This is a genomic window from Microbispora sitophila (assembly GCF_014892245.1).
Lineage (GTDB): Bacteria > Actinomycetota > Actinomycetes > Streptosporangiales > Streptosporangiaceae > Microbispora > Microbispora siamensis.
Map to the genome: position 1 here is coordinate 137,960 of NZ_JADBGC010000007.1, position 26,917 is coordinate 164,876.

General features: G+C 70.4%; 21 protein-coding genes. 8 read left to right on the forward strand and 13 right to left on the reverse strand.

Features of this window, described 5'->3' with window-relative positions; translation table 11 throughout:
- Positions 1 to 720 precede the first annotated feature (720 nt).
- Both IL992_RS14660 and IL992_RS14665 read right to left on the reverse strand, forming a co-directional pair.
- Positions 721 to 1,671 carry a D-alanine--D-alanine ligase family protein gene (locus IL992_RS14660; RefSeq protein WP_193203909.1) on the reverse strand — a complete coding sequence of 317 codons (951 nt, stop codon included), beginning with the start codon at positions 1,669 to 1,671 and terminating at the stop codon, positions 721 to 723.
- Positions 1,672 to 1,957: 286 nt separating this feature from the next.
- Positions 1,958 to 3,190, reverse strand: a complete 1,233-nt coding sequence (locus IL992_RS14665) for an aminotransferase-like domain-containing protein (protein ID WP_193204108.1) — start codon at positions 3,188 to 3,190, stop codon at positions 1,958 to 1,960.
- 352 nt (positions 3,191 to 3,542) lie between these two features.
- On the opposite strand from IL992_RS14665, the gene IL992_RS14670 reads away from it, so the two are divergent.
- A complete protein-coding gene (locus tag IL992_RS14670) occupies positions 3,543 to 4,163 on the forward strand; it encodes a GNAT family N-acetyltransferase (RefSeq protein WP_142573380.1) in 621 nt (206 codons plus the stop codon).
- A gap of 95 nt (positions 4,164 to 4,258) precedes the next feature.
- Here the strand turns inward: IL992_RS14670 and trxA are convergent, their stop codons facing one another.
- From trxA to IL992_RS14710, 8 genes are all read right to left on the reverse strand, one after another.
- Positions 4,259 to 4,582, reverse strand: coding sequence for a thioredoxin (gene trxA / locus IL992_RS14675; RefSeq protein ID WP_030508599.1), 324 nt, complete (start codon positions 4,580 to 4,582; stop codon positions 4,259 to 4,261).
- 78 nt (positions 4,583 to 4,660) lie between these two features.
- Positions 4,661 to 5,590 carry a thioredoxin-disulfide reductase gene (gene trxB / locus IL992_RS14680; protein WP_193203910.1) on the reverse strand — a complete coding sequence of 310 codons (930 nt, stop codon included), beginning with the start codon at positions 5,588 to 5,590 and terminating at the stop codon, positions 4,661 to 4,663.
- 151 nt (positions 5,591 to 5,741) lie between these two features.
- Positions 5,742 to 6,728 (reverse strand): anti-sigma factor family protein, encoded by a 987-nt coding sequence (locus IL992_RS14685; protein WP_193203911.1) that lies wholly within the window; start codon positions 6,726 to 6,728, stop codon positions 5,742 to 5,744.
- Entirely contained in the window at positions 6,718 to 7,308 is a 591-nt protein-coding gene (gene sigM, locus IL992_RS14690) for an RNA polymerase sigma factor SigM (protein WP_193203912.1), read from the reverse strand. The genes IL992_RS14685 and sigM overlap by 11 nt, the downstream gene beginning before the upstream one ends.
- A 60-nt stretch (positions 7,309 to 7,368) precedes the next feature.
- Entirely contained in the window at positions 7,369 to 8,883 is a 1,515-nt protein-coding gene (locus IL992_RS14695; RefSeq protein WP_193203913.1) for a protein kinase family protein, read from the reverse strand.
- A gap of 414 nt (positions 8,884 to 9,297) precedes the next feature.
- Complete coding sequence (gene murJ, locus IL992_RS14700) at positions 9,298 to 10,896, reverse strand: murein biosynthesis integral membrane protein MurJ (RefSeq protein ID WP_193203914.1); 1,599 nt, start codon at positions 10,894 to 10,896, stop codon at positions 9,298 to 9,300.
- A 93-nt stretch (positions 10,897 to 10,989) separates the two neighbouring features.
- Complete coding sequence (locus tag IL992_RS14705; protein WP_193203915.1) at positions 10,990 to 13,245, reverse strand: hypothetical protein; 2,256 nt, start codon at positions 13,243 to 13,245, stop codon at positions 10,990 to 10,992.
- Between the two features lie 46 nt (positions 13,246 to 13,291).
- Positions 13,292 to 13,828 (reverse strand): aminoacyl-tRNA deacylase, encoded by a 537-nt coding sequence (locus IL992_RS14710; protein WP_193203916.1) that lies wholly within the window; start codon positions 13,826 to 13,828, stop codon positions 13,292 to 13,294.
- A 142-nt stretch (positions 13,829 to 13,970) separates the two neighbouring features.
- Here IL992_RS14710 and IL992_RS14715 point away from each other — a divergent pair, with 142 nt between their 5' ends.
- Together IL992_RS14715 and IL992_RS14720 are read left to right on the forward strand one after the other, a co-directional pair.
- Complete coding sequence (locus IL992_RS14715; protein WP_193203917.1) at positions 13,971 to 15,407, forward strand: CCA tRNA nucleotidyltransferase; 1,437 nt, start codon at positions 13,971 to 13,973, stop codon at positions 15,405 to 15,407.
- The gene (locus IL992_RS14720) at positions 15,408 to 16,679 is read left to right on the forward strand and encodes an adenosylmethionine--8-amino-7-oxononanoate transaminase (RefSeq protein WP_193203918.1); all 1,272 of its coding nucleotides are present in this window, start codon (positions 15,408 to 15,410) and stop codon (positions 16,677 to 16,679) included.
- 40 nt (positions 16,680 to 16,719) lie between these two features.
- Here IL992_RS14720 and IL992_RS14725 read toward each other — a convergent pair whose 3' ends face one another.
- Complete coding sequence (locus IL992_RS14725) at positions 16,720 to 18,018, reverse strand: MFS transporter (protein WP_193203919.1); 1,299 nt, start codon at positions 18,016 to 18,018, stop codon at positions 16,720 to 16,722.
- 101 nt (positions 18,019 to 18,119) lie between these two features.
- Here IL992_RS14725 and idi point away from each other — a divergent pair, with 101 nt between their 5' ends.
- Positions 18,120 to 18,716: an isopentenyl-diphosphate Delta-isomerase gene (idi, locus tag IL992_RS14730; RefSeq protein WP_193203920.1), complete on the forward strand. Its 597-nt coding sequence runs from the start codon at positions 18,120 to 18,122 to the stop codon at positions 18,714 to 18,716.
- A 75-nt stretch (positions 18,717 to 18,791) separates the two neighbouring features.
- Here idi and IL992_RS14735 read toward each other — a convergent pair whose 3' ends face one another.
- Together IL992_RS14735 and IL992_RS14740 are read right to left on the reverse strand one after the other, a co-directional pair.
- A complete protein-coding gene (locus tag IL992_RS14735; protein ID WP_193203921.1) occupies positions 18,792 to 19,871 on the reverse strand; it encodes an inositol-3-phosphate synthase in 1,080 nt (359 codons plus the stop codon).
- 13 nt (positions 19,872 to 19,884) lie between these two features.
- Positions 19,885 to 20,523, reverse strand: coding sequence for a PadR family transcriptional regulator (locus tag IL992_RS14740; protein WP_030508612.1), 639 nt, complete (start codon positions 20,521 to 20,523; stop codon positions 19,885 to 19,887).
- A gap of 125 nt (positions 20,524 to 20,648) precedes the next feature.
- Here IL992_RS14740 and IL992_RS14745 point away from each other — a divergent pair, with 125 nt between their 5' ends.
- From IL992_RS14745 to IL992_RS14760, 4 genes are all read left to right on the forward strand, one after another.
- Positions 20,649 to 21,032: a DUF5318 family protein gene (locus tag IL992_RS14745; RefSeq protein ID WP_079314225.1), complete on the forward strand. Its 384-nt coding sequence runs from the start codon at positions 20,649 to 20,651 to the stop codon at positions 21,030 to 21,032.
- A gap of 547 nt (positions 21,033 to 21,579) precedes the next feature.
- Complete coding sequence (locus tag IL992_RS14750; RefSeq protein ID WP_193203922.1) at positions 21,580 to 24,087, forward strand: transglycosylase domain-containing protein; 2,508 nt, start codon at positions 21,580 to 21,582, stop codon at positions 24,085 to 24,087.
- Positions 24,088 to 24,190: 103 nt separating this feature from the next.
- The gene (locus IL992_RS14755) at positions 24,191 to 25,558 is read left to right on the forward strand and encodes a glycosyltransferase family 87 protein (RefSeq protein ID WP_193203923.1); all 1,368 of its coding nucleotides are present in this window, start codon (positions 24,191 to 24,193) and stop codon (positions 25,556 to 25,558) included.
- Between the two features lie 114 nt (positions 25,559 to 25,672).
- Complete coding sequence (locus IL992_RS14760; RefSeq protein WP_193203924.1) at positions 25,673 to 26,908, forward strand: glycosyltransferase 87 family protein; 1,236 nt, start codon at positions 25,673 to 25,675, stop codon at positions 26,906 to 26,908.
- Positions 26,909 to 26,917: the final 9 nt, after the last annotated feature.

Sequence of the window (26,917 nt, forward strand, 5' to 3'; positions counted from 1 at the left end):
GCGACTCATCGGGATGTTCTCCTTCGGCCCCATTGAAGCTGGGGAACCGGGGGCATCGTGTGCCTGCATTAGCGATCAGCGCTGGAGCGCATCACCGACACGATGGCCCCCGATGCGGCCCACGCGATGCGCACCAGGGGCATCACGGCGGAGTAACCGCAGAGCCTGCGGTAGCACAGGCGATCAGCCGCCGGTTTCACGTGAAACATCGCGGCCGAGGGGGCTACTGATGGGGCTGCCGCGCCGATGTGATGGCCCGCTGCGACCGAGTTCGGCATCTGTCCGCCCGACGGCATCTGCGTGAGCGCCAATGCCACGCTCGTCTCGGCAAGCGGCGATCGGGAGGAGATAGACCTTCTGGGGCGGCCGTGCCGTGGCGGCGGGAGCGCGTCATGCTCGTCTGGCGCCCCTGGTGTGCTGCACCAACGGTCGCCGTGGCCGAAGGAGCGGAGCGGAAGGGAGCGAGGACCGCAGCGAAGGCCCAGCGGAGCGGGCTTCGCGAGGACCGGAGGTTCCTTCCTGCGCAGTGACCGGACCCGGCCAAGGATCGTGGAGACCCCACTAGGCGCCCGGAACTGTAGATCGATCACGGCTTCTTGGTGGCGCTCGGTCGCCGAACGCTGGCGTCTGAGCGTCCTCGCTGCTCGGGTGCTTACTCGTCGGAGCAGCCCCCTCCAGGCGAGCCTGGAGGGGAGTGTTTCACGTGAAACGGGGGCGGGATCAGCCTCGGGTGGCGGCGAGCTCCAAGAGTCCCTTGCACAACGTGCCGAGGTCCCGGCCCGCCGCCTCGGCCGCCATCGGCAGCAGAGAGGTCTCCGTCATGCCGGGCGCCACGTTCACCTCAAGGAAGTACGGCTTCCCGTCGGCGTCGACGATGAGGTCGGTGCGGGAGATGTCTCGCAGGCCGAGCGCGGTGTGGGCGGCGACCGCCATACCCGCACACGCCTCGGTGGCCTCGGGGGAGAGCCGGGCCGGCGCGAAGAACTCCGTCTGCCCGGCCGTGTACCGGGCCGCGTAGTCGTACACGCCTCGGTCGGGCACGATCTCCACCGGCGGCAGGGCGACCGGTCCGTCGCCGAGATCCACCACGGAGACCGCGACCTCCACGCCCTGGACGTACCGTTCGATGAGCGCGGTGTCACCGTAGGCGAAGCAACCGACCATCGCGGCGGGCAGTTCCTCCGCCGTGCGCACGATGGAGGCGCCCAGCGCGGAACCGCCGCGCGAGGGCTTGACGAAGAGCGGCAGGCCGAGCCGGTCGATGATGCGGGCGAGCACGGCCGTGGCGCCGAGATCGTGGAACGTCTCCTTGGGCAGCGCCACCGAGTCGGGCGTGTTCAGCCCCCAGGAGCGGACGACCGCCTTCGCCGTGGGCTTGTCGAAGGCGACCCGGCAGGCGTCCGGGGTCGCCCCGACGTAGGGCACGTCGAGGAGTTCGAGCACCGAGCGGATGGCGCCGTCCTCTCCGGCGCCGCCGTGCAGGGTGACGAAGACCGCGTCCGGCGGGTCCGCCAGCACGGCGGGCACGAGGGTGGCGTCGGCGTCGCGCGTCTCCACGTCCACACCGGCCGCGCGCAGGACCTCCGCGACACGACGTCCCGACCGGATGGAGACCTCACGCTCGTAGGAGAGTCCTCCCGCGAGGATGAGCACGTGGCCCAGATCGCTCATGACGCCTCACCACCGATGCGCTCCGCCACGGTCTCGCCTGGCCCGATTCGCGTCCCCCTCCACGGACGCGCGGGGGGCGATTGTTGGGTCATCGTTCGCTCGCTCACGAAGAGGGCCTTTCTCGCCTCGAGAAGTCAGTACGGCCAGCCTGAACAGGCTAGTGCCCCGTCCGCGCCGCCGCGTCGCCGCGTCACGTCTCAGACAAGGTCGTACTTGCGCCGGAGCCGCCCATGAGCGGTGCCATGGGCGGCTCCTCCGTCACGTTGGGGGCAGCGGCCGTACGTGTCTAGGCGAGATCCGGGCCGGGGGTGTCGACGCCGGCGTGCCCCGGCATGGAGCCCGTGCCGAACGTGTCCCGCAGCCTGAGCTCCTGCTCGATCACACCGGCCAGGCGGCGCACGCCCTCCTTGATGCGGTCGGGCTCGGGGTAGCAGAACGACAGACGCATGTTCCGCGAGCCGCCGCCGTCGGAGTAGAAGCCGGTGCCCGGCACGAACGCGACCCGCTCGGCGACCGCACGGGGGAGGATCGCCTTGGAGTTGAGCCCCTCGGGGAGCGTCACCCAGACGAAGAACCCGCCGGCGGGGCGGGTCCACGTGCAGCCGGGCGGCATGAGCACTTCGAGCGCGCCCAGGAGCGCGTCACGCCGCTCGCGGTACAGCTCACGGAACGACTTGATCTGCTCGCGCCACGGCTGGGTGGCGAGATACTGGCCGACGGCGAGCTGGGTGAAGGACGAGTGCGACAGCACCGCCGACTCCATCGCCAGGACCAGCTTGTCGCGTACGGCGTGCGGGGCGAGGGCCCAGCCGACGCGGAAGCCGGGGGCGAGGGTCTTGGAGAACGAGCCGAGGTAGACCACGCCCTCGGGGTCGTCGGCCCGCAGTGCCCGCATCGGTTCCCCGTCGAACCCGAGCAGGCCGTACGGGTTGTCCTCCACCACGAGGACCCCGGCGCGGCGACAGATCTCCAGCACCTGACGGCGGCGCACCTCGTTCAGCGTCACGCCGGCCGGGTTCTGGAAGTTGGGGATCGTGTAGAGGAACTTGATCCGGTTGCCGGCCGCATGGAGCGCGTAGATGGTCTGCGCGAGGGCCTCGGGGATGAGGCCCTGGTCGTCCATGGCGATGTGCACGACCTTGGCCTGGTAGGCGCTGAACGTTCCGAGCGCCCCGACGTACGAGGGTCCCTCGGCGAGCACGACGTCGCCGGGGTCGATGAAGATCCGGGTGATCAGGTCGAGCGCCTGCTGCGAGCCCACCGTGACGACCACGTCGTCGGCGTTCGCCTCGATGCCCTCCATGCGCATGACCTCGCAGATCTGCTCGCGCAGGGCGGGGTCGCCCTGCCCGGAGCCGTACTGCAGGGCCACCGAGCCGCGCGAGGTGACCAGGTCGGCGACGAGCTCGCTGACGAGGTCGAGGGGGAGCGCGTTGACGTACGGCATGCCGCCGGCGAGCGAGACCACCTCGGGCCTCGACGCGACGGCGAAGAGAGCTCGGATCTCGGAGGCGACCATCCCGGCGGCGCGGGCGGCGTACCTGTCGACGTAGGCGTCAATGCGCGACCCATGGGTCGCGTTCGTCCGACCGTGATCAAGCTCTTGTGCCACGGTCCACCTCCGATCACGTAGCCGAGAAATCCAGAGTACGGTAACGCGCCACTCCGATCACAACAGGGTATTGACCATCAAGGGCCCCTTTTCTTGCATTCCCGCACCACTGGTTTCGGCCTGGCCAACCCCTTTATTGGTCGCCGGCGGCCGTTGTGGCGCACCCGCTCCCGCCCTTCCGCTGAGTTACGATGCGAGCTGGAGACGCCGTATTCGCGCGCTTTTCTGGCAGGACTCCTGACGGGGATTGGGGCATCACGTGTCGCGTCGGCTGGTCAATGTCACCCTCGACAATCTCGATGACCTGCCGCGCCGGTGCCGGCGGTGCGTGTTCTGGGAGCTCGACCCCGTCAGTGGCGAGCGTGCCGTGGAGGCGGGCGACCCGGGCCTGGAGAAGGAGGCGTGGATCTCGGCGACCCTTCTTGAATGGGGGAGCTGCGGGAAGATCGCCTACGTCGACGGCGTGGCGGCCGGGTTCGTGCTCTACGCCCCGCCGTTGTACGTCCCGCGCTCGGTCGCGTTCCCCACGTCCCCGGTCAGCTCGGACGCCGTGCTGCTGATGACCGCGCACATCGTGCCGGAGTTCACCGGCGGCGGGCTGGGACGGATGCTCGTGCAGGGCGTCGCCAAGGACCTGACCCGCCGTGGCGTACGGGCGATCGAGGCGTTCGGCGACCTGAAGTGGGAGCAGCCGGGCGGCTGCGTGCTACCGGCGGACTACCTGCTGTCGGTCGGGTTCAAGACCGTGCGCCCGCATCTGCGCTTCCCCCGGCTCCGGCTGGAGCTCAAGACGGCCGTGTCGTGGCGTGAGGACGTCGAGGTGGCGCTGGAGCGCCTGCTGGGGTCGATGTCCCCGGAGCGGGCCCTGCGGCCCGTCTGAGGGGCTTCCAGGGGTCCCACAAGCACCGGAGGACGCGGGAGCCCCCCGCGCCGCACGCACGGGGGGCTCTTCGGGTGGTGCCGGCGGGAACGGTGTCAGATGACCCCGTCGAGCTCGCGCAGCAGCATGGCCTTCGGCTTGGCGCCGATGATCTGCTTGACGACCTCGCCACCCTTGTAGACGTTCATCGTCGGAATCTGGAGCACACCGTAGTCCCGCGGCGTGACCGGGTTCTCGTCGATGTTCAGCTTGACGATGGTCAGCTTGTCGGCGTTCTCGGCGGCGATCTCCTCGAGGATCGGCCCGACCTGACGGCACGGACCGCACCACTCGGCCCAGAAGTCGACCAGAACCGGCTTGTCGCTCTTGAGGACCTCGGCCTCGAAGCTCGCGTCCGTCACGCTCTTGATCGCGCCCACGGTATCTCTCCCCTTGCGTGAGTGGTGTGGCGGTGCAGACAACCGCGGGGACAGTCCCCGCATTCCCGATGTCGGGACTCAGGCGTTCAGCGTCAGCCAGCGCTCGGCGTCCAGCGCCGCCGCACATCCGGTCCCGGCCGCCGTGATCGCCTGACGATAGATGTGGTCGACGACGTCCCCGGCCGCGAACACCCCGTCGATGTTCGTCCGCGTCGACGGCGAATCGACCACGATGTACCCCTGCTCGTCCAGATCGATCTGGCCCTTGAGCAGCTCGGTACGCGGCTCGTGCCCGATCGCGACGAACAGGCCGCCCACCGGCAGGTCGGACTCCTCGCCGGTCTTGACGTTGCGCACCCGTACGCCGGAGATCCGCTCCTCACCGAGCACGTCGGCGATCTCGCTGTCCCAGACGAAGCGGATCTTCTCGTTCGCGAACGCCCGATCCTGCATGATCTTGCTGGCGCGCAGTGAGTCGCGGCGGTGGATCACCGTCACCGACTTCGCGAACCGGGTCAGGAAGATCGCCTCCTCCATCGCCGTGTCGCCGCCGCCGACGACCACGATGTCCTGGTCGCGGAAGAAGAACCCGTCACAGGTGGCGCACCACGACACGCCCCGCCCCGACAGCCGCTTCTCGTTCTCCAGCCCGAGCTCGCGGTAGCGCGACCCGGTGGCCAGGATCACCGCCTTGGCGTAGTAGGTGTCGGTGTAGGTCTTGACGACCTTCGGGTTCGCCTCGAGGTCCACCTCGACCACGTCGTCGGCCACCAGTTCGGCGCCGAACCGCTCGGCCTGCTTGCGGAAGTTGTCCATCAGGTCCGGGCCCATGATGCCGTCGGGGAACCCGGGGAAGTTCTCCACATCGGTCGTGTTCATCAACGCCCCGCCGGCGGTGACCGACCCCTCGAAGACGAGAGGCTTGAGGTCCGCGCGCGCGGTGTAGACGGCCGCCGTGTAGCCGGCCGGCCCCGACCCGATGATGATCACGTTACGAACGTCGCTCAACGGACCCGCCTTCTTCGCTCCCGGTTGATGTGCAGTGCCGTCAACAGATCCTAGGCCCCGGTCATTCCCGTGCCTGTCCCCGATACGGCGAAGCCCCCCGGAGGTCGCGGGGGGCTTCGTCACTGCTGATGGTATGGCTCGCGCCGCGTGGTCACTTCCAGGAGGCCAGAACCTCGGGCCGCAGCTTGTGGCACTGCGAGTCCACCACGACCACCCGGACGGCGTTGCTGCTCTTGTCCTCCCAGAACGCCATCACCGTGGCCTCGTTGCCGTTGTAGAGCGCCTTGTCGACGCCGATCGGCGTGCGGTCGAGCTCAGTCGAGAACCGCTTGACGCAGGTGTCGAGGTCCTCGTCGTCGTTGGTGCCCGAGCCGGGCGCCACGCCGAAGTAACCCAGCAGCGGCCCGCGCAGCTCCCGGCTGGTGTAGTTGTGGCCGCTCGCGTAGGTCGAGTAGGTCAGCGCCTGGACCTTGGCCGGGCTCTGGCCGGGTTCGGCCTGGCTCACCACCGGCTGGGACGGCGAGTCGCCGAACGACAGCAGGCCGGTCGCGAGACCGCCGCTCCCGATCACGACGGCCGCCGCCGCGGCGACCGCGGCCGGTAGCGCCCACGTGCGCCGCCTGGACGCCTTGCGGCCCGCCGTACGCGTCCCGGAACGGCGCCTGGCCGGCACGATCGTCCCGTCGTCGGCGACGACACCCAGTGGAGCCGCGGTCGCGGCGACAGGCGCCGGTTCGCGCTCCGGCTCCACGTGCGTCTCCAGAGCGGTTTCCGCGGTGGTTCCCACCGGGGTCGCGACCGGAGGATCGACCGTCTCCCACGGAACGCTTTCCCATGGCGCGCTGTCCCACGGGGCAGTCTCCCGTGGAGCGTCCCATGGGGCGTCCCGCAGGACGCGGTCCCAGTCCGGGGCCTCGGCGGCCAGCGCCTGGTCGATGCGCCTGGCGACGCCCAGAGGCATCGCCGGCACCGGCAGCGCCGCCAGGACCTCGCGGACCGCGGCCAGGTCGGCGAGACTCTCCCCGCAGGGGTCGCAGACCGCGAGATGCTCGCGGACCCGCCGGGCCGTGGTGTCGTCGAGGAGACCCTCTGCCAGTTCGGCGAGAACCTCCAGGTCGTAGTGCGTGTCACCCGTCACGAAGTTCTGCTCCCTTCCCGGATGAGACGCGAGTGAGGTCAGATCGGTTCCGCAGATGCGAAAGAATCGGGGCGAGTTTGGCGCGGCCCCGCGCACAGCGGCTCTTCACGGTGCCCGGCGGGACGCCCAGCACCGCCGCCGCGTCGTCCACCGCGTACCCCATCATGTCGACAAGCACGAGCGCCGCCCTCTGGTCGGGCGGCAGCAGCTTGAGCGCCGCCGTGACCTCGAGGGAGACCTCGCGCTCGCCCGCCTGGTCGGTGGCCGGGACCTCGCGCTCCGCGGCCTCGATGAGCTCGTCGTCGGCGACGGGGCGCACGGATTTGCGGCGCATGCGGTCGAGGCAGGCGTTGACCACGATGCGGTGGAGCCACGTCGTGACCGCCGCCTCGCCGCGGAAGCTGTCCGCCTTCCTGTACGCCGAGACGAACGCGTCCTGGACCGCGTCGGCGGCCTCGTCGGGATCGCCGAGCGTACGCAGGGCGACCGCCCACATCCGGTCGCGGTGCCGCCTGACGATCTCGCTGAACGCGTGGGGGTCGCCGCCGAGATGGCGGGCCAGCAGATCGGCATCGGGCATCGCGCGTCGCGCGTGCTCAGCCGTCGGGGGATTGTCTGGTGGGGAATTCACAAGTCCCTGCTATGCCGATCCTGGGGAATGCACCGTTACTTCGTAGATAGTGCCACGATACTGCCCGTTGTAGGGGGGAAGCCGGGTGAACCAGATCAAAACGTACTGACCCGTAGTGGCCTTTTCCGGGGTGAGCGTCACCGAACCCGACGCGCCCTTCTTCTCCGCCACGGTCTTCAACGAGGACAGCTCCGCCGCGTCGCCCACCTTGAGCTGCACCGTCGAGCCGCCCGCGTTGCCCAGGGAGACGACCACGTCGGCGACGGGGACCGGCTTGCCCATGTCGAGGATGAGCCCGACGCCGTCCTTGAGCCGTCCCAGGTCGGCGCTGCTGTAACTGTCGGTGTGCCAGTCGGTGGACGGCTTGCCGTCGATGGCGAGCGGGGCGAACTCCGGCTTCTCGGCGCGGTCCGGACCGAGGGGGTCGAAGCCGGTCGCGCTCACCGGCTTGACGGTGACCGGCTTGCGCGAGGGGGAGGGAGACGCGGCGGAGTCCGACTGGGCCACGCCCCTCGGGGTGTTGCCGAGGTTCTTGCCCACGGTCCAGGCACCCACGCCGACGGCCGCCATCACGAGCAGGACGATGACGGTCAGCAGGATCTTGCTCGCGGTGCCGGTCTGCGGGCGCGGCGGAGGGGCCATCGTCATCTGGGGCGACATATGCGAGGGCATGTGGGGCGCCATGGTGGACCCGCCCAGCCCGTCCGGCGCCTCGCTGCGCAGGTTCAGCGCGGGCGGCGCGGTGGTGACGGGGGCCGGCGCGGGGCGGGGCACCTCGGCGAGCGCCTCGGCCACGTCGGCCGGGGTGGCCAGCGGCGGCTGCCCTCGTCGCGGCTCCTGCAGCAGCGCGCGGCAGGTGATGGCGTCCAGGTAGCCGGGGACCCCGGCGGTGACCTGCCGGGGCGTGCAGATCTTGCCGTCGTCCAGGGGCGCGGCGGGCAGCCCGCAGTCGGAGTCGCCGGGCCAGTGGCCGGTCAGCGCCGCGTAGAGCAGGCGGCCCAGCCCCTCGGCGTCCTCCCGGGCGGGGTCGTCGCTGCTGAGGTCGAGGATCGCGGCGTCGACGGCGAGCCCGAGGAGCTTCACCGTGCCGCCGCTCGTCCAGACCAGACGGCCGGGAGTCAGGTGCAGGTGGGTGAGCCCGGCCGCGTGCGCGTGCGCCAGGGCCTCGGCGGCCTCGGCGACCAGGGCCGCGCCGCGCTCCGGCTCGATGGGCCCGCTCTCCAGCAGGTCGAGGAGCGAGTCTCCGCTGACCCACTCGCTCACGACGTACGCCGTGCCGTCCTCGTCGGCCGCGTCGAAGACCTGGGTGAGGCGGGGGTCGGTCAGGCGGCTCGCCAGGCGGGCGGCGGTGACCACCTCCTGCACCCGGGAGAAATCGGGCGCGAACGTGTGGACCGCGACCGGGCGGGCGAGGATCTCGTCCAGGGCCTTCCACAGGGTCGCGCCGCCGGATTCGTGGACCCTGTCCTCCAGGCGGAACCGATCCGCCAGCCGGGTCCCCGGTTCGACCGTGGACATGCTCATGCGGCCGCCCCGCTCCGCGGCCCGTCGGCATGCATCAGCCGATGCCGGGTGGTTCCGCCCACGCCTTCCCGCTTCCGCTCGCCGGTCCGAAACTCCAGATCGCGCCCCTAAGACCTCCTGCCTGCCGCGGTCGCCGAGCGGAGCACCGCCGGGTCGGCGAGACCCCGGAGACGAGCATCCGCGGGGCCGGAATCGGCCCGCGCGGCGCCGCCGCCCGGTCCTCCTCCGCCTCGCGTCGCCCGCCCGGCCGAATCCATCGGTAGGGCAAGGTCTGCGGGACGTTCCCTGGGTGTGTCTCAACACTCCCTGGCGCACCATGCTAGTGCCGTGCCGCTTGTGCCCGCCTTCCCGATCGAAGACGTCCGAATCGGACTTTCGGGTTACCTTCCAGTTGCCGGTCGTTCTTGAGGACTCTTACCGTCCTACCCGGCTTGCGACAAGTCCAATGATGGAGCGGACCTCGGGCACCCGCAGCCGGTGCGCGGCCAGCATGTACAGCATCAGCCCGGCGCCGCCGCCCACCACGAGCACCACGGCCGAGGTGACCGGAGTGATGGAGGTGACCTCCCTGGCCAGCCACAGGACCGCCAGCGCCAGCGCGGCGGCGGGGATGGCCGCCGCGTACATCCGGCCCAGGCCGGCGGTGATCTCCCGGCCGCCGAGCCCGCCGATCTTCCGGCTCGCCAGCACCCACGCGACCCCGGTCAGCGCGACGTACGTGACCAGGTAGGCGAACGCCAGTCCGATGACGATGTACCGGTCGGGGAGCGTGAAGTAGGCGACGAGGCTGAGCGACGCGTTGATGACCACGTTCACCGCCGCCATGATCGCGGGGGTGCGGGTGTCGCCGAAGCTGTAGAAGACCCGCAGCAGGAGCTGGAAGATCGAGAACGGTACGAGTGCGACGCCGAACACCTGCAGGACATGGCCGATGTAGATCGCGTTGGCCGTCGTCATGTGGCCCCACGAGAAGATCAGCGTGGTGACCGCCGGGCCGAGCACCATCAGCAGCAGTCCCGCCGGGACGATGACGGAGGAGACCAGCCGCACCCCGGAGGAGAACTCCCCGCGGGCCGTGGCGAAGTCCCCGTCCGCCACGAGCCTGCTCATCCTGGGCAGCATCGCCGTGATCACCGACACCGCGATGATCCCGTACGGGAGCTGGAAGAGCTGGAACGCGTACGCCCACGCGCTGTTGCCGGCGCCCGGCGCCCGGTCGCCGGCGCCGGTGGCGAGCTTGGTGGTGACCCAGAACCCGATCTGGTTGATGCCGACGAAGGCGAACGTCCACACGGCGGTCCTGGCCGCCTCCCCGAGCCCGGTGTTGCGCACCCCGAACCGCGGGCGGAACCGGAACCCGGCCCGGTGCAGCGAGACGATCAGGACCAGCGCCTGGGCCACGATGCCCGCGGTGGTGCCGAGCCCGAGCAGCATGAGGTCGCGCTCGCTCACCTTCTCGATGTCGGACGTCCCGACGACGTAGTAGGCGGCCAGGACTCCCATGACCACGATGTTGTTGAGCACCGGTGCCCACATGGGCGCGGCGAACCTGTCCCGCGTGTTCAGGATCGCGCCGGCCAGCGATCCGATCCCGAAGAACGCGATCTGCGGGAGCAGGAACCTGGCCAGTGTGGTGGCCACCTCCACCTTGTCATCGGACCAGTTCGAGGCGGTGTAGAGCTCCATGATCGGCCGGGCCAGCAGCACGCCGATCACCGCGACGGCCGTCAGCACCACCACGGCCAGCGTCATCAGCCGCTGCTCGAACGCCTGGCCTCCGTCGGGGTCCCGCTTCTGCGCCCGAACGATCACCGGCACGACCACGGCGCTGAGGACGCCCTGGAGCAGCAGGTCGAGCAGGATGTAGGGGATCTGGTAGGCCGCGTTGTAGGCGTCGCCGAGGGCGACGGTGCCGATGGCCGCGGCGAGCATCGCCGTGCGGACGAAGCCGGTGAGCCGCGAGACCATCGTCCCGGCCGCCATGATCGCGCTGGCCCGCAGCATCCTGCTCATGGTTGTCCTTCGGTTCACGGCGGCCGGAATCGGGTGGCCGCCTTCCTCCAGTGGTCCCGGACTTGAGGGTGGTCCAGACTACGGCGACCCAGACTACGGCGACTGGGTCCGGTCGGCCGGGACGGCTCCCTGCCGGTCGCCGGGCGGGCCCTCCTCGTCATTCGGCCCGTCGAACGGGAACGCCTTGCGCGACCTGCGGCGCAGGATGCGCATCACCACGGCGGCCAGCATGATGACCACGGCCGCCCCCACGATGACGAGGGCGATGCCGGTGTAGCCGGTCGCCCGCACGACGACGCGCACCGGCCCGCCGTACTTCGCGCCGTCGGCGGTCAGGAGCTGCACCGCGATGCTCGCGTCCCCGCCGCCGTTGCGTACGATCACCGGCACGTTCACGAGCTGGCTGCGGCCCGCGAGGATCTTGGTGGTGGGGGTCGTGTAGACGCCCTTGTCCCAGTCGATGGCCAGCCGGGCCTTGCTGCCCGAGGTGACCCGGATCTTGATCTCGATGTCCTTGTCCAGGTTGTTGGCCACGCTGACCGGAACCTGGCCGTTGCTTCCCGCGACCGCGCGGGGGGTGTCGAGCACGGACACGTCGTCGATGCGCTCGTCGATCGCCTTCTGCACCTGCCCGGCGAAGGACAGCGCCCGCTTGCCGTCGCTCCGCCAGGAGGCCGAGGCCAGCCGGAGTATGGCCGTGTGGAAGACGTCCGTGTGCTCCTCGGTGACGGTGGCCACGGCGTCGGCCTTGCGCTCCAGCTTGCGTACGGTGGCGAGGTAGGAGCGGCTCAGTTCGGCCTGGCGGTCGCGCTCGGTGTACGTCAGGTCGCCGCGCGGCACCCCGGCCCGGCCCGGCTTGACCGATTCGAGCGAGGTCATGCGCAGCCAGGGGGCGCTGGAGGCGGCCTGCAGGAGGCTGGAGACGAACGCCGGGTCGGGAGTCCACAGGTGGGACTCGGGGGCCGCGATCACTGTGCGCGTGGCCGTCTTCGCGGTCGGGCCCTGCCCGGTCTGCCCGCTCTGGCCGGCCTGTCCGAACTGGCCCGTCTGCTGGTTCTGCTGCTCGAAGGCGATCATCGCGGTCTCGGCGAGGAACCGCTGCCGCGCGAGCATCGCGGCGCCGGGGGCGGACACGTTCCCGCCGAGGACCTCGCTGAGCGTGGGGTCGGCCAGCAGCGCGGTGAGCGGGTTGTCCGCGACGGTGTCGAGCCTGGCCGCTCCGTCGGGAGTGGTCTGCGCGGGCGGGGGAACGGGCTGTCCGTTCTGCAGCGCCTCCTGCCCTGTGTCCTGCCCAGTGGCCCGCGGCGGCAGCGCGTCCGCCGACAGCAGCACGGACGTCACGCCCGACATCGCCAGCTCGTCCACCGCGTCGCGGTCGATCTTGCCGCCGGCCGGCCACGCCGTGGTGCCGCGGATCTGCCGGCCGAGCAGTTCGCTCGCGAGCGACGCCCCGCGCTGGATGGACGCCGCGGCCTGCTTGTCGAGGCCGTGGTGGACCAGCGCGGCCACGTCCGGGTCGGCGTACGGCGTGGCGAGGACGGTCTTGTCCGTCAGCGCGCTGCGCAGGCCGTTCAGCCACTGGCCGGCGGCCGGGTCGGCGTTCTTGCGCGTGCCGCGCACGCTCCTGGTGCCGGAGGACAGGACGCGGACGTCGTCGAGCAGGGCGGGGTCGACGAACCAGGTCACCCCGTCGCCGGTGTCCTGTGCGGTCTGGAGCAGCGACGCCAGGCGGCCGGAGGCGAGCGAGGCGGACAGGTCGTCGTCCATGAACGTCGCGTCGTCGGCGCGATGGGGCCGGTCCACGATCGGCAGGGCGACGGCCAGCTTGACCTTGGGGATCTGCTCGCCCTTGGGGGCGTACGTCAGGAAGGTCCGCTCGATTCCGAGCCGCTGCCCGGTCGCCGCGTCCGTCACCTCGATCTCGAAGGGATAGACCCCGGGCCGGGGCATGCCCAGCTCTACGGGGGTCACGGTGAACCGGAAGGGAAGCTTTCCCGACTGGTCGAGCGCCGTGGCCTGGACTCTGGTGCTCCAGTTGGTGGTGGCATACCCCTGCTCCGACAGGTAGGCCGCCATCTCGGCGCGGGAGGCGAACGGCCGGCCGCTGGAGTAACGGACGGCGACCCGCACGGAGGACCCCGGCGTGCCTGAGAAGGACCCCGAGACCGTTATGGGGGCGGCGGCGACGCGCACGACCTCCGGCGTGATCTCGCTGACGAGGAGCGGATCGGCCGGAGCCGCGGCCGCGACACGACCCGGAGGAGGAGCCGCGACAGCCGTACCGGCCATGCCCGCGGGGGAGGCGAGCAGGGCGGTCAGCAATGTCAGCAGCGCGGCCTTACGGATCATGTGCCGGCCGGCGGTGAGGTACGGCGCACGTCCAGAATGCTATTGGCTACGCGGTCCGCATAGGACTCGCCAGGCTCGCCAGACCCCTCCGCTGGGTGACGGTCAGGTCGACGGGCTTGGCCGCCACCAGGTCGAACAGGTGGATGGCGCGCACTCGCAACGCGGTGCGGCGCTCGCCGGTCGCGGTGTGGACGACCTCGTCGGGATCGATGCGCTCCATCAGGCGCTGGTCCACCAGGACGGTCAGATCGTCGGGCAGCAGCAGTGGGCAGACCAGGCCGTGCGCGTAGTCGGTGGCGGAGTTGACGGTGAAGGCGGACGCGGGGGTTACCCTGTGGGCGCGCAGGACGGCGCCCACCGCCGCCGGCCCGGGACAGGAGTTCACCGCGCTCACCACGGCCACCTCGTGTGTCCGCCCGCGCGCCGACACCTCGAACAGCGACACGCACAGGCACGTCTCGGGAGTGACCCCCAGCACCTCGGGAAGCTCGTCCGAGCATGTCAACGGGCGCGGAAGACGTACGATCTCATGGTGGATCTGGTGGGCGAGGAGCCAGCGGTGAATCGCGAGAGCGTCTTTCATCTCTTGTGCTCCTTGCGTCGTCCAGCGCCCCCGAACCGTCCGTGGCCTGGTGATCGCTAAGTGTGTCTCCCCTGGGTGACACCCGAACACCTGGGCCGTCGGGGGAGAGTTTCTGTTCCGTGACCGAAGGACCTACCCAGCCTTGTCCGTTTCAAATCTGAGCGACAGCCAGCAGCGCGCCGTGAACGAACTGTTCCGCCGGATCGCCCCGGTCGCCGATGAGCTCGGTGAGCTGTTCTCGGCCCGAGGGCACGAGCTGGCCCTGGTCGGCGGTTCCGTCCGCGACGTCCTCCTCGGCCGCGCGAGCAAGGACCTCGACCTGACCACGGACGCCCGCCCCGAGCGGGTGCTGGAGATCGTGAAGGACTGGGCGGACGCCGTCTGGACGATCGGGATCGACTTCGGCACGGTCGGCGTGCGCAAGGGCGGTTGGCTGCTGGAGATCACCACCTACCGCAGCGAGTCGTACGATCCCGCCTCCCGCAAGCCCGAGGTGATGTACGGCGACTCGCTCGACGGCGACCTCGCCCGGCGCGACTTCGCGGTCAACGCCATGGCCGTCCGCCTGCCCAGCCACGAGTTCGTCGACCCGTACGGCGGGTTGCCTGACCTCGCCGCCAGGACGCTGCGGACGCCGGGCAGGCCCGAGCAGTCGTTCGACGACGACCCGCTGCGGATGCTGCGGGCGGCCAGGTTCGCCGGCCAGCTCGGGTTCACCGTGGCCCCCGAGGTCGTCGAGGCCATGACCGCGATGTCCGGCCGCATCGAGATCGTCTCGGCCGAGCGCATCCGCGACGAGCTCGACAAGCTGATCCTCGGCGCGCACCCGAGGGCCGGGCTGGCGCTGCTGGTGGAGACCGGGCTCGCCGCCCACGTCCTGCCGGAGCTGCCCAAGCTGCGGCTGGAGATCGACGAGCACCACCGGCACAAGGACGTCTACGAGCACACGCTGATCGTGCTGGAGCAGGCCATCGGGCTGGAGACCGCCGGCCCCGACCGGGTGCTGCGGTGGGCGGCCCTGCTGCACGACATCGGCAAGCCGAAGACCCGGCGCAACGAGCCCGGCGGCCGGGTGTCGTTCCACCACCACGAGGTGGTCGGCGCGCAGATGGCCAAGAAGCGGCTCACCGAGCTCAAGTTCCCCAAGGACGTGGTGTCCGACGTGTCCAGGCTCGTGGAGCTGCACCTGCGCTTCCACGGCTACGGGACGGGGGAGTGGACCGACAGCGCCGTCCGCCGCTACGTCCGCGACGGGGGACATCTCCTCGAACGCCTGCACAAGCTGACCAGGGCCGACTGCACCACCCGCAACAGGCGCAAGGCGCAGGCCCTGTCGCGTACCTACGACCAGCTGGAGGAGCGCATCGCCCGGCTGGCCGAGGAGGAGGAGCTGGCCAAGATCCGGCCCGAGCTGGACGGCAACGAGATCCAGGAGATCCTCGGCGTGCCGCCGGGCCCGGTCGTCGGCAGGGCCTACAAGCACATGCTGGAGGTCCGCATGGACCAGGGCATGATCGGCAAGGAAGCCGCGCGGGAGGCCCTGCTCGCCTGGGCGCACGACAACGGGATCGTCTCGTAGGTGGACGCCGGGGAGGTCCTCCGGCTGGACCGGGAGCACGTCTGGCACCCGTACACGGCCGTGCCGTCGGGCGTGCCCGTGCACGTCGTCCGCCGGGCGGAGGGCGTGCGGATCACGCTCGGCGACGGCCGTGAGCTGATCGACGGCATGGCCTCCTGGTGGGCGGCCATCCACGGTTACAACCATCCGCGGCTCAACCGGGCCGCGCGCGACCAGATCGACGACATGGCGCACGTCATGTTCGGCGGTCTGACCCACGAGCCCGCCGTACGGCTCGCGCACCGCCTGACCGGGATGACCGGGCTCGACCGCGTCTTCCTCGCCGACTCGGGCTCGGTGGCGGTCGAGGTCGCGATCAAGATGGCGGTCCAGTACAGCGGGCGCTCGACCCTGCTGACCGTGCGGGGCGGCTACCACGGCGACACGTTCGCCGCGATGTCGGTCTGCGACCCGGTCAACGGCATGCACCACCTGTTCACCGGGATGCTCCCGCGGCACGTCTTCGCGCCGGCGCCGCCGCACGACTACGGCCGCCGCCCGGCCCCGGTCCGGGGTACGGAAGCCGGCCCCGACGAGGCGTACCTGGCGGAGCTGACCGCGGTCGTCGAGGCCCACGCGGACCGGCTCGCCGCGATCATCGTGGAACCGGTCGTGCAGGGCGCAGGCGGCATGCGGTTCTACCACCCGGCCTACCTGCGGCGGCTGCGCGACCTGGCCGACGAGCACGGCGTCCTGTTGATCGCCGACGAGATCGCCACCGGCTTCGGCCGTACGGGGGAGATGTTCGGCTGCGACCACGCCGGGATCAGGCCGGACATCATGTGCGTGGGCAAGGCGCTCACCGGCGGATACATGACGCTCGCCGCCACGCTGTGCACCGCGCGGGTGGCCGACCGCATCGGCGTGCTGATGCACGGCCCGACCTACATGGGCAACCCGCTCGCCTGCGCCGTGGCCGGCGCCTCGCTCGACCTGCTCGCCGAGCGGCCCTGGCGGGAGGAGGTCGCGCGCATCGAGGCCGCCCTGCTCGACGGTCTCGCCCCGGCCGTCGACGCCCCCGGCGTACGGGACGTGCGGGTGCTGGGCGCGATCGGCGTGATCGAGACCGACCAGCCCGTCGATGTCGCGAAGATTCAGGACATCGTGATGGAGCACGGTGTGTGGCTGCGCCCCTTCGGCCGCCTGATCTACACGATGCCGCCGTACGCCTGCACGCCGGAGGACGTCGCCCGCATCACCGGCGCCATGGTCGCCGCTACGGCGGCGCTCTGAGTCAGTCGCGGACGTCGGTCGCGGAAGTCGGTCGCGGACGTCACTCGGTGGCGGGGACCGGCGGCCTGCGTACGGCGGAGGGCAGGATCAGCCGGTAGACCACCGCGCCGAGCAGGTAGCCGACACCGATCACGGAGAGCGCGAGATAGGACCTGCCGTCGGGCGGCAGCAGCGCCGCCGCGAGCACCGCGCCGAGCACCGTCATGCCGTTGAACAGCATGTCGTACACGGAGAAGGCGCGGCCCAGATAGGCGTCCTCGACGTCGCGCTGCACGACGGTGTCCGCGCAGATCTTCACGCTCTGTCCCGCGACGCCGATGACGAGCCCGGCGACCACGAACGCCCACTGCTGGAACGTCGCGCACAGCGCGAACTCCAGGACCCCGCAGGTGACCAGCATCATCGGGACCCAGGTCTCGATCCGGAACCGGTCGGTGGCCCACGGGGTGACCAGCACCGCGGCGAAGCTCCCGGTGCCGACGGCGGCCAGCACGAGCGCGATGCCCTTGAGCGCGTCGTCGGCGTTCGAGGTGAAGCTGTAGCGGTACAGCATCACCACCGCCGCCGTCGAGATGCCGAACATGAGGCGGTGAGCGGCCATGCCGCCGAGGGCCGCCGACGCGGAACGCCGGTGCGCGAGGTGCCGCGCGCCGTCCACCAGCCCTGTCAGCACGTTCCGTACGGCCTCGCGGGCCTGGGGCCGGTCCGGGTCGTAGGCGGGGCCGAGCAGGGAGCGCTCCATCGTCCGCGCGATCAGCGCGCTCAGCCCGAAGACGAGGCCGGAGCAGACCAGCAGCACGGCCACGCCCCTGTCGTCCGACCCGGCGATCGCGCGGAGCCCGACGCCGGCGCCCATCCCGACGAACGTCGCCACCGTGCCCGAGGTGGGCGTCACCGCGTTGGCCATCATCAGGTGCTCGGACGGCACGACGTGCGGCAGCGCCGCGCTGAGTGCCGAGAGGAAGAAGCGGTTGACCGCGAGGACGCCGAGCGCCGCCGCGTAGAAGACGGCGTCGGGGGCCCCCGCCGCGATGAGGCAGGCGGCCAGCACCAGCAGCGTCCCCCGCACGATCGGCGCGATGACGAGGATCTGCCGCCTCGACCAGCGGTCGATGAACACCCCGACGAAGGGCCCCAGGACGCTGTACGGCAGGAGCAGCACCGCGAGGCCCGCCGCGATGGCGGTCGCGCTGGCCTGCCGGTCCGGGCTGAAGAACGCGTAGCCGCCGACGGCGAGCTGGAAGATCCCGTCCGAGAACTGCGAGACGAGCCGTGTGGCGAAAAGCCGTCGGAAGTTCTGGCCCCGGAGGACCACCCGCAGATCGGAGACGTAGGACACGGCGACAGCCTACGCGGACGATCAGGGCCGGGCATCAGGATCAACCCTGATAAAGCCCCCTACGTCTCACTCGCATCAAGGTGATCACGTACTCTCGCAGAGTGACCTCACAGGAACATGTCGTGCTGGTCGACGGCGAGGGCAACCCGATCGGCACCGCTCCCAAGTCCACGGTCCACGGCGCCGAGACGCCGCTGCACCTGGCGTTCTCCAGTTACGTCTTCGACCACAGGGGCCGCGTGCTGCTGTCGCGGCGGGCGGGCTCGAAGCTGACCTGGCCCGACGCGTGGACCAACAGCTGTTGCGGGCATCCGCTGCCGGGCGAGCCGCTGTCGTCGGCGGTGATCCGCCGCCTCGCGTTCGAGCTGGGCCTGGCGGTCGAGTCCGTCGACCTGATCCTGCCGGGCTTCTCTTACCGGGCCGTGATGGACAACGGCACGGTGGAGAACGAGCTGTGCCCGGTCTACCGAGCCGTCGTGACCGAAGAGGCCGCGCCCAACGCCGAGGAGGTGGGCGAGGTCCGGTGGGAGCCCTGGACGCGCTTCGCCGCCGAGGTGATGAGCGGGGAGCTGGACATCTCGCCCTGGGCCCGGGAGCAGGTGCCGCAACTCGTCGCGCTCGGGCCGGACCCGCTGGCCTGGCCGGTGGCCGACGCCGCGGCCCTGCCGCCTGCAGCGCGCCCGCTCAGCAACCGCTGAGACGCGCGCGGACACGCAACCGCCCCGGTCCGCATCGAGCGGAGCCGGGGCGGGACACGCGGTGGACGACGGGCGTCAGCGCTCGAGTTCGCCGCGGATGAACTTCTCGACGGCCTCGCGGGCGTCGTCGTCGGAGTACTGCTCCGGCGGCGACTTCATGAAGTAGGACGAGGGCGACAGCAGCGGACCGCCGATGCCCCGGTCGAGGGCGATCTTGGCCGCGCGGACCGCGTCGATGATGATGCCGGCCGAGTTGGGCGAGTCCCAGACCTCGAGCTTGTACTCCAGGTTGAGCGGGGTGTCGCCGAACGACCTGCCCTCGAGGCGGACGTAGGCCCACTTGCGGTCGTCCAGCCACGGCACGTGGTCGGACGGGCCGATGTGGACGTCGGCCTTGGCCATCTCGTGCGGGATCTGCGACGTGACCGACTGAGTCTTGGAGATCTTCTTGGACTGGAGGCGGGTGCGCTCCAGCATGTTCATGAAGTCCATGTTGCCGCCGAAGTTGAGCTGGTAGGTGCGCAGCAGCTCGACCCCGCGGTCCTCGAACAGCTTGGCCAGCACGCGGTGCGTGATGGTGGCGCCGACCTGCGACTTGATGTCGTCGCCCACGATCGGGACGCCGGCCTCGGTGAACTTCGCGGCCCACTCGGGGTCGGAGGCGATGAAGACCGGCAGCGCGTTGACGAAGGCCACCTTGGCGTCGATCGCGCACTGCGCGTAGAAGCGGTCGGCCTCCTCCGAGCCCACCGGGAGGTAGGACACCAGGACGTCGACCCGGGCGTCCTTGAGCGCCTGGACGACGTCGACCGGCTGCTCGTCCGACTCCTCGATGATCTCGCGGTAGTACGTGCCCAGCCCGTCGAAGGTCGGGCCGCGCTGCACGGTGACGCCGAGCGGCGGCACGTCGCAGATCTTGATCGTGTTGTTCTCGGAGGCGACGATGGCCTCCGACAGGTCGCGGCCGACCTTCTTGGCGTCCACGTCGAAGGCCGCGACGAACTCCACGTCACCGACGTGGTAGTCACCGAACCGCACGTGCATGAGGCCCGGCACACGGCTGCCCGGATCCGCGTCCTTGTAGTAGTGGACGCCCTGCACCAGCGATGAGGCGCAGTTGCCCACACCGACGATGGCTACGCGCACCGAACCCATAGCACTCGCTCCTTTACCTATCTGCCTCGGGCGTGTCCGCCCTCTGGGTCTCTTCCTGCACGGCTTGCGCGGGATCCGGGGGGTGATCCCCCTCGCCGGGAGCCGAACGGCTCCGCCGTTCCGAGTCGATCAGCTCGTTCAGCCAGCGGACCTCGCGCTCGACCGACTCCAGCCCATGGCGCTGGAGCTCAAGCGTGTAGCTGTCCAGTCGCTCTCTCGTACGGGCGAGAGCCTCACGGACGCGGTCGAGGCGTTCTTCCAGGCGGCTGCGGCGGCCCTCCAGGATTCGGAGCCGCACCTCCGCCTCCGTGTGGCGGAAGAAGGCGAAGTGGATGCCGAAGCTCTCGTCCTCCCAGGAGGACGGGCCCGACTGGCTGAGCAGCTCCTGCAACCGCTCCTTACCCTCCGCCGTGATCTTGTAGACGATCTTCGACCTGCGGCCGAGGACCGTGTCCTCAGGGGGCTCCTCCTCGGCGATGAGGCCCTCGTTGAGCAGACCCCTGAGGCAGGGATACAGCGAGCCGTAGGAGAACGCACGGAACATGCCGAGCAGCGTGTTGAGCCGTTTGCGCAGCTCGTATCCGTGCAAGGGCGTTTCGTGCAGCGATCCCAGGACGGCGAGCTCCAGCACACCTCCACGAGAGCCCGTCACTGGAACCACCCCCTGTGTCCGACCGATGTATCGACTCGATACATCCGCAGGATACGTCGGGGCGTCATAGATGGCAACGGGTCAACGGTTGGGCAAGATTTGGCAAAGGGTCGTAATCTGGCCGCATGTGGTCACAGCGGTCGGTCGTGGACTACGGCCTCGCTAAGCGGGCGGCCGTGCAGTCCGTCCGCGCCGGCCGCATGCGGGCGCGGGACGTGTGCGACGCCCACCCATACCTGCTGCGCGCGGCTCGGTACCACGGAGAGCCGACGAGTCGCATGTGCCCCATATGCGAACGAAGGAACGTGACCAACGTCACATACGTATATGGGGATGAACTAGGACGAGTAGCCGGCCAGGCAAAAGGGATGGCCGAGCTCACCGCGATGGCCCGGGAATACCGCGAATTCCGGGTCTACGTGGTGGAGGTCTGCCAAGGTTGTTCCTGGAACCACCTGGCGGTGTCGTTCGTCCTCGGAACAGCCGATCCCCCGGGCCCTTCTCTGTAGGGCGACCTCCACCTCCAGGAGGACCGCCCGCCGGCCTGCCGGCCGACGTCGATCAATTCCCCGAAACATCTGACGAGGACGCGTGACTTACAGCAGCTATGGACCGGAGCCGACCGGCCGTCCCGAGGACGCCTCGGGCTCCGGTGGATCATCCCGCCCTGGGCGCCGTCGTCGCTCGCCCCGGGAATCCGACGCGTACGGCGAGCCCGCTCCGCCGCGACAGCCCGGCAGGGGACCCGCCCCACAGCCGCCCCCGGCCGCCCGGCCGGCCGGACCCGAGCAGCGCCGCCGGGAGGCGGCGGCCTTCGAGGACACGGCGGCCATGAACGCGGTGCCCCAGGGACCGGCACAGAGACCGGAGCAGGGCCCGCCGCAGAGACCGGCACGGGGACAGCAGCAGGGATCCCGCGGACCGGCCGACGGCGGACGCCCGCCGGCCGGCCGTGACCCGCGCTACGCGGCAGGCCCCGGTGGCCCGGCCGGTCAAGGTGGTCCCGGCGGGCCCGGTCGTCCCGGCGTTCCCGGTGGGGACGAGCGCACCCAGGCGATGGGCATGCCGACGGGCGGCTTCCGCGGCGACGCCCGCAGGGACGCCCGCGGGGGCGCGGACGGGCAGAGCACCGAGGCGATCCAGACCGGCGGCCGCCGTCGCAGGCCCTCGGGCCGAGGCGGCCGCGGGCCCGGCGGCCCGGGGGGTCCGGAAGGTCCCGGCGGGCGCGGTCCCCGGGATCCGCGCGACTTCGACGACTTCGACGAGGACGACGAGAAGCCGCGCCGCCGTACGGGCTGGAAGCGCTTCCTGCCGAGCTGGAAGATCCTCGTGGCGGCCTTCACCGTGCTGGCCGCCGGCACCTTCGGCATGATCGCGGTGGCCTACGCCAACACCCCGACGCCGACCGCGACCCAGGCGGAAGCCGTGGCGCAGGGCAGCGCCATCTACTACAACGACGGCAAGACGCTGATCGGCAAGGTGGGCACTCCGCGCGTCATCCTGGACGACATCAACAAGGTGCCGCGGCACGTCCAGGACGCCGTCATCGCGATCGAGAACAACACCTTCCGCGAGGACAGCGGCATCTCGATCCCCGGCATGATCCGGTCGGTCTGGATGACGGCGACCGGCCAGCAGCTCCAAGGCGCCTCGACCATCACCCAGCAGATGGCCCGCAACTACTACGACGGCCTCAGCCAGGAGGTGTCGTTCAAGCGCAAGATCAAGGAGATCTTCGTCGCGGTCAAGCTCGACAAGGAGATGTCCAAGGACCAGATCCTGCTGCAGTACCTCAACACGGTGCCCTTCGGGCGTGCGTACGGCATCGAGGCCGCCGCGCAGGCGTACTTCAAAAAGCACGTCGAACAGCTCACGCCGGAGCAGGGCGCCTACCTCGCCGCGCGCATCCAGACGCCCGCCCTGGACGCCGACGCTCCGCGATTGCAGAGCCGGTTCAAGGACGTCGTCAACGCCATGGCGAAGCTCGACCCGGCCAAGTACGGCAATCTGCCGAGCACGGCCAAGTTCCCCAAGACCGTCCCGGCGAACACCCGAGACGAGTACGGCGGCCTCAGGGGCTACATGATCGTTCAGGTAATGCAGGAGCTGAAGACCCGGATGAACCTGTCGCCCGACCAGGTCAGGAGCGGCGGCTACAAGATCATTTCGACCTTCGACAAGAAGCTCATGCAGGCCGCCAGGAAGGCGGTCATCGGCACCACCTCCAGCCTGCCGAAGGAGATCCACGCCGGTCTGGCCGCGGTGGACCCCAAGACGGGACGGGTGCTCGCCTTCTACGGGGGTGAGGACTACGTCAAGGACAACTGGAACGAACCGTTCGACTCCTACAAACAGGCCGCCTCGGCGTTCAAGCCGTACGTGCTGGCCGCGTGGCTGGACGCCGGCTACAGCTTGAACAGCTTCGTGCCCGGCAACAAGACGGTGCCGGAGGAACTCCCGGGCACCAAGCCCATCGGCAACAGCCACAACGTCGGGTCGGCGATCAACGTCACCACGGCGACCGCCGACTCGGTCAACACGGCCTTCGCCTCCATGGCGTACAAGCTGGACGAGGACAACGGCACGGTCGGGCAGCTCAGCGCGGTGAAGCAGATCGCGGAGGAGGCCGGGCTCGGCAAGCAGCGCATGGAGGACGACGTCAAGGAGCACAAGTACGCGTTCTCCATCGGCAGCGCCCTGGTCACCCCGGTCGAGCAGGCCGCCGGTTACTCGATCTTCGCGAACGAGGGCAAGCACGTCGACTACCACGTGGTCAAGGAGGTCCGGAAGGACAAGGAGGTCGTCTTCCCCGAGCGGCGGGACGTGAAGCAGGTGATCACACCCGAGGCGGCGGCCGACTCCGTGGCGGCCATGGAGGAGGTCCTCAAGTCCGGTACGGCGCGGGGCAGGGGCATCGGCCGCCCGGCCGCGGGCAAGACCGGCACGAACAACGACAACAAGGAAGCGTGGTTCGTCGGCTTCACGCCGCAGATCTCCACCGCCGTCGGCATGTACCGCGAGCAGTGCGTCACCAAGAAGGGCAAGATCGTCCAGCCCATCAACGCGAACTGTCCGGAGACCCCCGGAGGGAAGCCGAGCAAGAAGTACGGCAAGAACAACCCGTACTCCAAACCCCGTGAGATATCGCTCGGCGCCGGCATCGAGGGTGCGACCTACCCGACCACGATCTGGCGGAACTTCATGATGGAGGCGCTCGCGGGCAAGCCGGTCGAGCAGTTCCCGCCGAAGGCGGGGCTGGGCAGTCCGGAGAACATCGTGCCGAGCCCGACGCCGACCCCCAGTCCGGAACCGGACGACGCCGGGTTCCCCACCGACTTCCCGACCGACTTCCCCGACGACGGCGGCTGCTACGACGGCGGCCCGGGATGCGACAACGGCGGCGGCAACGGCAGGGGCTTCGGCGACGACCCGGGGCAGGGCCACGGCCAGGACGGCGGCCCCGGGGGCGGCGACGTTCCGCTGAACATCAACCAGGACCCCGCGGGGGCTCCGGCCGCCATGCCGTCGGGGTCCGGCAACGGCAAGGACGGCAGCGGCGCCTGATCCACGATCCGGTGTCCTGAAGGGGCCCGCGGCGACTCCCGCCGTGGGCCCTTTCTGTGCCAGGAGTCGCCAATCCGAGGCGTTGAATGGTGCAATACCGAGCATGACGACCCGGACCACGAACGACTCCGCCCCGCTCCCCGGGGTCGCCGCGCGGGCGGTGCCGTACCTGCCTCTCGGGCTTCTCGCAGGGCTCGGCGCCGTTCTCGCATACCTGTGGAAGTATCCCTGCCGGTTCGGCGGAGCCTGGAACGGCGGTGTCGGGCAGTTCACGAACTTCTGCTACACCGACATCTATCCGCTGTTCTGGGCCGAGAAGCTCAACGAGGGCAAGGTCCCGTACGTCGACTACCCGGTCGAATACCCGGTGGGCATCGGCGGGATCATGGAGTTCGCCCGCAGGCTCGCGCACGGCGACGGGGTCGTGTTCTACGACGTCACCGTGGTCCTGATGGGAATCGCGCTGGTCGTGGGCGTACTGCTGACGGCCGCGCTCGCCGGCCCCGCCCGCCGCTGGGACGCCCTCTGGTACGCCGTCGGCCCGGCCGTCATCCTCTGCGCGTACATCAACTGGGACCTGGCCGCGGGAGCTCTCGCGCTCGGCGGCCTGTTGGCCTGGGCCCGCCACCGGCCGTGGCTCGCGGGCGTGCTGCTGGCACTCGCCGTGGCCACGAAGTTCTACCCGCTGATGTTCTTCGGCGCGTTGTTCCTGCTCACGGTGCGTACGGCGAAGTGGGTGCCGTTCCTCAAGACCGTCGCGGCGGCCGCGGCCGCGTGGCTGCTGGTGAACGTGCCGATCATGCTGGTCAACTTCGAGGGCTGGAAGAGGTTCTACGCGTTCAGCAGCGAGCGCGGCGCCGACTGGGGCGGGCTGTGGTTCTTCTTCCAGAAGACCCAGTGGTTCGGCATGGAAAGGCCCGGTTTCCTGGCGTTTCTCGGCGACGCCGAGAAGCTGAACACGATGGCCATGGCCGCGCTGGCGGTGCTGCTGCTGGGCGTCGCCGTGCTGGCGCTCGCCGCGCCGCGCCGGCCGCGCCTGATGCAGCTGTGCTTCCTGGCGCTGGCCGCCTTCATGATCACGAACAAGGTCTGGTCGCCGCAGTACGTCCTGTGGCTGGTGCCGTTCGCGGTGCTGGCCCGGCCGAGGTGGGGCGCGCTGGCCGCCTGGCAGGTCGCGGAGTGCTGGTACTTCTTCTCGATCTGGCTCTACCTGGTCAGCCAGTATCCCGACCAGGCCTCCCTCGGCATCGGCGACAACCCGTACTTCCTGTCGGTCTGGGCCCGGGCGCTGACCATCGTCATCCTCATGGCGCTCGTCGTCCGCGACATCCTGCGGCCGGAGCACGACGTCGTACGCCAAGGGGAGGCCGACGACCCGTCGGGCGGGGTGTTCGACCACGCCGAGGACCGTCTCGTGCTGCGCCGTTCGCTCCTCGCACGTGGCGCGCGGCAGCAGCCGGAGGCGGCGTGAGGTCGTGAAACTTACATCGGATTTCGCGCCCGTCGCGGCGCGGCCGTGAGCCGTCCGAGCGAGGACATCGCGTAGCGTCGCGTGAGAGTGTGCGCGACGAACGGGGGAGACGCGATGCGCCGGAGGCCACCATGGCTCCTGCTGCTGGTGTGGGCCGCGACCAGGGGGATGCTCCTCCTCGTTGCGACCCAGACCATCCCCACCGGGCATGGCGAGTCGTTCAGGAACGACGTCACCCTCTATCGCCACTGGTCCGAGGTCCTCATGGAGGGGGAATTCCCGGCGGATGACGAGAAGTGGCAGTATCCGCCGTTCGCGGCGCTGCCGCTGCTCGCGCCCCGCCTGCTGCCGCTCGACTACCACGTCGCCTTCTCCCTGCTGGCGGTGCTGTGCGACCTCGCGATCCTGCTCCTGCTGTGGCGGTTCTCGACCTCCCGTCGGGGCGGGGGCCGTACGGGCCCGTGGGCGTGGATCGTGGGCGCGGCCCTGCTCGGCCCGGTGCTCGTCTCCCGGTATGACCTCATGGTCACGCTGGTGGCGGTGCTCGCGCTGACGACGTCGGCCAACCCGGCGGTGCGCGGGTCGCTCATCGGCGTGGGGCTCCTCGTGAAGGTGTGGCCGGTCGCGCTGCTCGCCGGACTGCGGCGATGGCGGGAACTGCTGACCGCGTCGGGGCTCACGCTCGTCGTCGCGGTGGCGGGATGCGGCGCGGCCGCCCTGATCCTGCCGCACGCGCTGGACTTCCTGACCGCCCAGGAGGAGCGGGGGCTGCAGATCGAGTCGCTGGCCGCCACGCCGTTCGCGCTCGCCCGGGCCCTCGGCTGGTGGGACGGCTACACCACCTACCAGCACGGCGCGATGGAGGCCGTGGGCGGCGGCGTGGGCGTCGCGACGATGCTCAGCCTGGCCGCCACGCCCGTGGCGCTGGCGCTGGTCGGCCTGTGGTGGCTGCGTGCGGCCCCGAGCCCGCGGTCGTACTACGACGCCGCGCTCACCACCGTGCTCTTCCTGGTCGCCACCAGCCGGGTGCTGTCACCGCAGTATCTCGTGTGGGTGATCGGCATCGCCGCCGTCATCCTGTCGGTGCGGCGCGACCGGCCGGGCCCGACGCAGCGGCCGGCCGCCCTGCTCGTCATGGTCGCCGCCCTGCTGACGGGGATCATGTATCCCTGGGTGGAGCAGGACTACAGCTGGACGGGCGCCCTGCCGGGGACGCTCGTCCTGGTCCTGCGCAACCTGGTCTTCCTGGCCGCGGCCGTCACGTCGTACGTGCAGTTGTGGCGTGCCACGCGCAGGCCCGGGCGGGTGAGAGAGGAGCGAGGCCTTCAGACGGCCCTACCCGCTTCCTGAGTATCTCAA